At 59.1% G+C, this 7,170-nt stretch carries 5 protein-coding genes; all 5 read left to right on the top strand.

Annotated elements, in window-relative coordinates:
- Positions 1 to 99: 99 nt before the first annotated feature.
- The 5 genes from ACT3UQ_RS19310 to ACT3UQ_RS19290 all read left to right on the top strand — a co-directional run bounded on the left by ACT3UQ_RS19310 (position 100) and on the right by ACT3UQ_RS19290 (position 7,138).
- Entirely contained in the window at positions 100 to 2,064 is a 1,965-nt protein-coding gene (locus ACT3UQ_RS19310; RefSeq protein WP_258133587.1) for a M13 family metallopeptidase, read from the top strand.
- A gap of 121 nt (positions 2,065 to 2,185) precedes the next feature.
- Positions 2,186 to 3,700: a lysine--tRNA ligase gene (gene lysS, locus ACT3UQ_RS19305; RefSeq protein WP_105553660.1), complete on the top strand. Its 1,515-nt coding sequence runs from the start codon at positions 2,186 to 2,188 to the stop codon at positions 3,698 to 3,700.
- A gap of 5 nt (positions 3,701 to 3,705) precedes the next feature.
- Positions 3,706 to 3,873: a hypothetical protein gene (locus tag ACT3UQ_RS19300; RefSeq protein WP_181148467.1), complete on the top strand. Its 168-nt coding sequence runs from the start codon at positions 3,706 to 3,708 to the stop codon at positions 3,871 to 3,873.
- 138 nt (positions 3,874 to 4,011) lie between these two features.
- Positions 4,012 to 4,332 carry a histone-like nucleoid-structuring protein Lsr2 gene (locus ACT3UQ_RS19295; RefSeq protein WP_105553659.1) on the top strand — a complete coding sequence of 107 codons (321 nt, stop codon included), beginning with the start codon at positions 4,012 to 4,014 and terminating at the stop codon, positions 4,330 to 4,332.
- A gap of 292 nt (positions 4,333 to 4,624) precedes the next feature.
- Positions 4,625 to 7,138, top strand: a complete 2,514-nt coding sequence (locus tag ACT3UQ_RS19290; RefSeq protein WP_105553658.1) for an ATP-dependent Clp protease ATP-binding subunit — start codon at positions 4,625 to 4,627, stop codon at positions 7,136 to 7,138.
- Positions 7,139 to 7,170: the final 32 nt, after the last annotated feature.

The following is a 7,170-nucleotide window of genomic DNA, read 5'->3' as shown; positions in this document are numbered from 1 at the left end:
GCCTTCGGCGCATATACGAGCGACGTCCTTCGGGCTAGCGATCTAATAGATACAGTGAATAACAGGTACTGCTAGATCCGCTATATAGGGAGCCCCTCGTTGACGACAGATGCGCTGAAATATCGTGATGATTCCATCCGCCCCCAGGACGACCTCTACCGTCATTCGAACGGAAAGTGGTTCGAATCGGCTTCCATCCCGAGCGATCAAGGGCTATACGGATCTTTCATGGAGCTTCGCGACGACGCTGAAGACGCGGTCCACGCGATCATTACAGATGCAGTCAAAGCGCACGAATCCGGATCAGAACTAGCGGGTCCGTCACAGCGTATCGCCGATTTGTACGGTAGTTTCATGAACGAAGAAGTCATCGAACAGCGCGGCGCCGATCCGGTCGCTGAATACCTGCAGGCAATTTCGAACGTTTCAGATGTCGAATCCCTGCTTGAGCTTTCTGGCTCCTTCTATCGCAAGGGCATAAGTGGCTTCCTTGCCTCGGGAGCAATGAACGACGCCGGAAACCCGGAACGAAACCTGTTGACCTTCTTGCAGGGCGGTCTTGGGTTGCCAGATGAGTCCTATTACCGCGAAGAACAGTTCGCACAGACCGTCTCCGACTATGAAGAACACCTAACCCGGCTGCTGGCGCTCGGCGGCATTCCCGACCCTGCGCAGGCGGCTGCCTCCGTGACTGCGTTGGAGACCAAGATAGCTAGTCATCACTGGGATCGGGTCAAGGTCCGTGATGCTCAGGCACGCTATAACCTCATGACCGAAGAAGAAGTCTTCAAGTTGTTCCCCGGCCTGCGCACCTGGCTGAAGGGCGCCGGGATCGAATCGAAGTACTCTGCCGAGGTAGTATTTTGGCAGCCAAGCTACTTCGAAGCGCTCTCCGGACTGCTCAGCGCAGAACCCCTGGAGAGCTGGAAGAACTGGCTCACCGTTCAGGCGCTGCGTTCCTTCGCACCATACCTGTCCAGTGCGTTTGTCAATGAGAATTTCTCTTTCTACTCGGCCAAGCTCGGTGGGGTGGAAACGCTGAAGGAACGCTGGAAGCGCGGCGTATCCTTCACCGAAGGCGGCGTAGGCGAGGATATTGGTCAGCTCTATGTGGCCAAGCACTTCCCGGAAGAAGCCAAGCACGCGATGGACGCACTGGTTGAGCGGCTTATCGAGGCCTACCGCATATCGATCTCGAATCTGCCGTGGATGGGCGCGGAGACCATCGAGAAGGCCCTTGAGAAGCTGTCGATGTTCCGGCCTAAGATCGGCTATCCGAACGAGTGGATCGATTACTCCTCAATCGAGACCGATCCGGTGGATGTCATCGCCAACCTTGCGGCGGCGAACGAATTCGAATTCAAGCGCGAGCTGAAGAAGATCGATGACGGGGTGGACCGCGAACTCTGGTTCATGTATCCGCAGACCGTCAACGCCTACTATCATCCGCTGCTCAATGAGATCGCCTTCCCAGCTGCCATTTTGCGCTTGCCATTCTTCGACAAGGACCGTGACGTCGCCTCGAACTTCGGGGCGATCGGTGCGGTCATCGGACACGAGATCGGCCATGGGTTCGATGACCAGGGCTCACAGTATGACGGAACCGGCCAGCTGACCAACTGGTGGACCCAGGCGGACCGCGAGGCTTTTGAGCAGCTCACCGGCAAGCTGGTCGACCAGTACAACGCTTTGCGCCCCACCGAGGCACCGGACCACCAGGTGAACGGGGAACTGACGCTCGGGGAAAACATTGGTGACCTCGGAGGGCTGGGCATCGCCTACCGGGCCTACAAGCTTGAGCTGGCCGCCCGCGGCATCGAAGAGGACGAGATAATCAACGGTGTCACCGGCGATCAGCGCTTCTTCTACTCCTGGGCCGAGTGCTGGCGCACGCTGATCCGGCCGGAGACCGCAGTGGTGCGTGTGACCACCGACCCGCACGCGCCGGGCGAGTTCCGCTGCAATCAGGTGCCGAAGAACCTGACTGCCTTCCACGAGGCCTTTGACACCAAGCCGGGCGATGGAATGTGGCTTGATCCGGCAGATCGAGTGACCATCTGGTAGTACCAGGCAAGGCGCAGGGAGCAATCTCTGCGCCTTGAATTCGTTAAGGCGCGCAGATCACCGTGTAAGGCGCATCATGATCCTGCCAAATGACTAAGAATGGCACGTAGAATGGACTATTGTGACTTCCCAAAATAATTCCGCAGATAGCACCGATCCAAACGACCAGCGTCAGGTCCGCATCGATAAGCGCAACGCCCTGCTGGCAAACGGCGAGGAAGCCTTCCCGGTTGGGGTGGCACGCACTCATAGCCTGCAGCAAGTCCGCGAACAGTTCCCGGAGCTCGAGCCAGATCAGGCGACCGGCGTCAAGGTCGGCATTGCCGGACGTATCGTCTTTATGCGCAATACCGGCAAGCTCTGCTTCGCCACCGTGCAGGAGGGCGGCCCGAAGGGCGCCGGCACCCGCCTGCAGGTTATGCTTTCGCTGGCAAATGTCGGCGAAGAGCGCCTGGCCCAGTGGAAGTCCCTGGTCGACCTCGGTGACCACGTATTCGTGACCGGCGAGGTAATTTCTTCGCGTCGCGGCGAACTGTCGGTGATGGCAGATGGCTTCGAAATGGCTTCCAAGGCCCTGCGCCCGTTGCCGGTGCTGCACGCAGACCTGAATGAAGAAACCCGTGTGCGTCAGCGCTATGCGGATCTGATCGTTCGCAACGAAGCCCGCGAAATGGTGTACAAGCGCGCGGCGATCATCCGTGCGGTGCGCAGCACCCTCGAGGACCACGAGTACGTCGAGGTAGAGACCCCGATGCTACAGCTGGTGCACGGTGGAGCCTCGGCCCGCCCATTCAAGACGCACCTGAACGCCTTCGATCAGGAAATGACCATGCGCATCGCCTTGGAGCTGTACCTCAAGCGTGCAGTGGTTGGCGGCGTGGACAGGGTCTTCGAAATCGGCCGCATCTTCCGCAACGAGGGCGTGGACTCCACGCACTCGCCGGAATTTACCATGCTTGAATGCTACGAAGCCTACGCAGACCAGTACGTGATGGCGGAGCGCATGCAGCAGATGATTCTCAACGCGGCGGATGCCATCGGCGCCGGTCGCACCATCGAGACCGCAAACGGCACCATCAACCTGGACGGCGAATGGCGCTGGTTGAGCGTGTACCCGGGCCTCTCCGAAGCCGTGGGCGTGGAGATCACCCCAGAGACCGACGCCGAGGTATTGCGTGGCGTCGCCGAAAAGCACCAAGTCAAGATCGACCCGTCGTGGAGCGCGCAGAAGCTTGTCATCGAATTATTCGGCGAGATCGTCGAGCCGAAGCTGATCGACCCGACCTTCGTCTGCGATTACCCGCCACTGGCCCAGCCGCTGGCGCGGCCACACCGTTCAAAGCCTGGCGTCATTGAAGCGTGGGACTTGATCATCGGTGGCATGGAGCGCGGTACCGCGTTCTCCGAGCTGATCGACCCAGTCATCCAGCGTGAGCGCCTGACCGAGCAATCGTTGTTGGCTGCCGGTGGCGACCCGGAGGCAATGCAACTGGATGAAGACTTCCTGCGCGCACTGGAATACGGTGCCCCACCAATGGGTGGTATCGGATTGGGCATCGATCGACTGGTTATGCTCTTCACCGACCTAGGAATTCGCGAAACGATCCTGTTCCCATTACTCAAGCCGGAGGCATAAATCCCATGCCATATGTAGAGGCAATTGTTCCAACTATCGTGCTGGGGCTCATATTTTGGTACGCGATCAAGGCGATTTCAAACGCTGATCGGAATGAGCGCAAAGCCCAGGCCGAAGCCGAAGCTAAAATCGCACATCATGGTAATTCAGAAACCAGCACGTCCGGAAATTAGGATAATCCTAGTAATTACCTCTTAATTGTTTGATGCGTTCGAATTTATTGCAAAATCTGACTATACTTGATTTTTGCAATGAACTTTGAGTTCTTATGGACTTAGTTCAGCAAATCCACGCATGGAGGAATAAGAATAATGGCACGTCAGGTTCAGATTGCCCTGATTGACGACATTGATGGCAGCGAAGCGGTTGAGTCGATTTCGTTCAGTATTGCTGGTCAGCACTACGAGATTGACTTGAACTCGGAGCACGCCGACGAATTCCGTGCGGCCCTGGAGCCATATATCGAAGCTGCGCGTTCGGCGAAGCAAAGCAGCGCGAGCGAGGCTCCTGCAATTCGCGCATGGGCCAAGGAAAACAACATTAAGGTCAACGCCCGCGGGCGCTTGAATGCTGATGTTGTTGACGCCTATAACGCTGCTATGCGCAAGGGTGGCCGGGGTCGCGCCAAGTAACTCACTAGGTGTTGAATTAGTCTCAGCAAAGGGCCGGAGTATCGAAAGGTACTCCGGCCCTTTGCTTGTATCACGAGCAGATTACGATGATTTTGTTTGGTGCACCAATCAAAATCATTTGCTTGAAGATAGAACGAATAAATTGACGATAAAATTTGCCTGACAGATATTGGTTTGCCAATCGAATAATCCGTCATCTAGCCCTGCGGGTTATCCCTATGGCGAACAAGGGCGCATTGTGGCCCCGCGGTGCGTAGCATCGAATTATTGGTAAGCAAGGAGTGTGCCGAAGATGTTTGAGAGATTTACCGACCGTGCCCGTCGAGTTGTCGTGCTCGCCCAAGAAGAGGCGCGCATGCTCAACCACAACTACATCGGCACCGAGCACCTGCTGCTCGGTCTTATCCACGAAGGTGATGGGGTCGCCGCCAAGGCGCTCGAATCGCTGAATATTTCGTTGGGTGCCGTGCGTGAGCAGGTGCAGGAGATTATCGGAAAGGGCCAGCAGGCACCTTCCGGTCATATCCCCTTCACTCCACGCGCCAAAAAAGTTTTGGAGCTCTCGCTGCGTGAAGCGTTGCAGCTGGGGCATAACTACATTGGAACCGAGCACATCCTGCTCGGCCTGATCCGCGAGGGCGAGGGCGTCGCAGCCCAGGTGCTGGTGAAGTTGGGTGCCGACCTCGGTCGCGTGCGCCAGCAGGTCATCCAGCTGCTCTCGGGCTACCAGGGAAGCAAGGACACCGCCTCGGCTGGTGTCAGCTCCAGTGGCCAGCAGGAGGGAACTCCTGCCGGTTCGGCAGTGCTGGATCAGTTCGGCCGCAACCTCACCGCAGCCGCCCGCGAGGGCAAGCTGGACCCGGTGATCGGTCGCGAGCACGAGATGGAACGCGTTATGCAGGTCCTCTCGCGCCGTACTAAGAACAACCCGGTCTTGATCGGTGAACCTGGTGTCGGCAAGACCGCGGTTGTCGAGGGCTTGGCCCAGGCGATCGTGCGTGGCGACGTGCCGGAGACCATCAAGGACAAGCAGCTGTACACCCTGGACCTCGGTTCGCTGGTGGCTGGCTCGCGTTACCGTGGTGACTTCGAAGAACGCCTGAAGAAGGTGCTCAAGGAGATCCGCACCCGCGGGGACATCATCTTGTTCATCGACGAGATCCACACCCTGGTGGGTGCCGGTGCCGCCGAAGGCGCAATCGACGCGGCTTCGATCCTGAAGCCGATGCTGGCCCGCGGCGAGCTGCAGACCGTTGGCGCCACCACCTTGGATGAGTACCGCAAGAATATCGAGAAGGATGCGGCGCTTGAGCGTCGTTTCCAGCCGATTCAGGTCAAGGAGCCTTCGGTCGAGCTGACCACGCAGATCCTGCGCGGCCTGCGTGACCGCTACGAGGCGCACCACCGCGTGTCCATCACCGACGGTGCCCTGCAGGCTGCCGCCACGTTGGCGCACCGCTACATCTCGGACCGATTCCTGCCGGATAAGGCCGTTGACCTGATCGACGAGGCGGGTGCACGACTGCGCATCCAGCGCATGACCGCCCCGCCGGCGCTGAAGGAAATGGACGAGGAAATCGCCACCGTGCGACTGGAGAAGGAAGCTGCGATCGATGCGCAGGACTTCGAAGGTGCCGCTTCGCTGCGCGACAAGGAGTCCAAGCTCATCGAGGCCCGGAACGAGAAGGAAAAGTCCTGGCGCAACGGCGACCTGGATGAAATCTCCGAGGTCACCGAGGATCTTATTGCCGAGGTGCTAGCTAACTCGACCGGTATTCCGGTTGTGAAGCTGACCGAGGAAGAGTCCACGCGCCTGATGAACATGGAAGAAGAGCTGCACAAGCGTGTCGTCGGACAGGACTCGGCGATCAAGTCGATCAGCCAGGCGATCCGCCGTACCCGTGCAGGCCTGAAGGATCCGAACCGCCCCGGCGGCTCGTTCATCTTCGCCGGCCCGACCGGCGTGGGCAAGACCGAGCTGGCCAAGGCGCTGGCCGAATTCCTCTTCGGTGAGGAAGACGCGCTGATCACCTTGGACATGTCCGAGTACTCCGAGAAGCACACCGTGTCGCGACTGTTCGGTGCCCCTCCGGGCTACGTCGGTTACGAAGAGGGCGGCCAGCTGACCGAGAAGGTGCGCCGTCGGCCATTCGCCGTCGTGCTCTTCGACGAGGTGGAGAAGGCCCACGCGGACCTGTTCAACTCCTTGCTGCAGATTCTGGAAGACGGCCGACTGACCGACTCCCAGGGTCGCGTGGTGGACTTCAAGAACACCATCATCATCATGACCACCAACCTTGGTACCCGCGACATCTCCAAGGGCGTGATGACTGGTTTCCAGTCCGCCTCGGACACCAAGACCGGTTACGAGCGGATGCAGGCCAAGGTCCAGGAGGAGCTGCGCCAGCATTTCCGCCCGGAATTCCTGAACCGTGTTGATGACACCGTGGTCTTCCCGCAGCTGAGCCAGGATGAGATCGAAGAGATCGTTGATCTGTTCATCGCACGCCTGTCCAAGCGCTTGGACGACCGCGGCATGACCATCGAGCTGACCCAGGCTGCACGCAGCCTGCTCGCCGAGCGCGGTTACGATCCTGCAATGGGTGCACGCCCGCTGCGCCGCACGATCCAGCGCGATATCGAGGACCAGCTTTCCGAGCGAATCCTGTTCGGGCAGATCGTCACCGGCCAGAAGATCACCGTGGACGTCGAAGGCGAGGCGGAGACGCGCAAGTTCGTCTTCCACGCCGAGGGCGGCAACGGCCAGCTGGAAGGCGAGCCGGCACCGGCGGCGCTGGAAAGCTAAGACGAACCATTAAGCACCGCGGGTGGGGGGTG

It is taken from the genome of Glutamicibacter sp. AOP12-B1-11 (assembly GCF_052379245.1).
Classification (GTDB): Bacteria; Actinomycetota; Actinomycetes; order Actinomycetales; family Micrococcaceae; genus Glutamicibacter.
The sequence above is the reverse complement of the archived record's forward strand: the minus strand, read 5'-3'. Positions and strand labels throughout refer to the sequence as shown.

Coding starts and splice junctions, on each gene's coding strand:
- ACT3UQ_RS19300 (WP_181148467.1), top strand. CDS start 3,706: ATGCCATATGTAGAGGCAATTGTTCCAACTATCGTGCTGGGGCTCATA.
- ACT3UQ_RS19295 (WP_105553659.1), top strand. CDS start 4,012: ATGGCACGTCAGGTTCAGATTGCCCTGATTGACGACATTGATGGCAGC.
- ACT3UQ_RS19290 (WP_105553658.1), top strand. CDS start 4,625: ATGTTTGAGAGATTTACCGACCGTGCCCGTCGAGTTGTCGTGCTCGCC.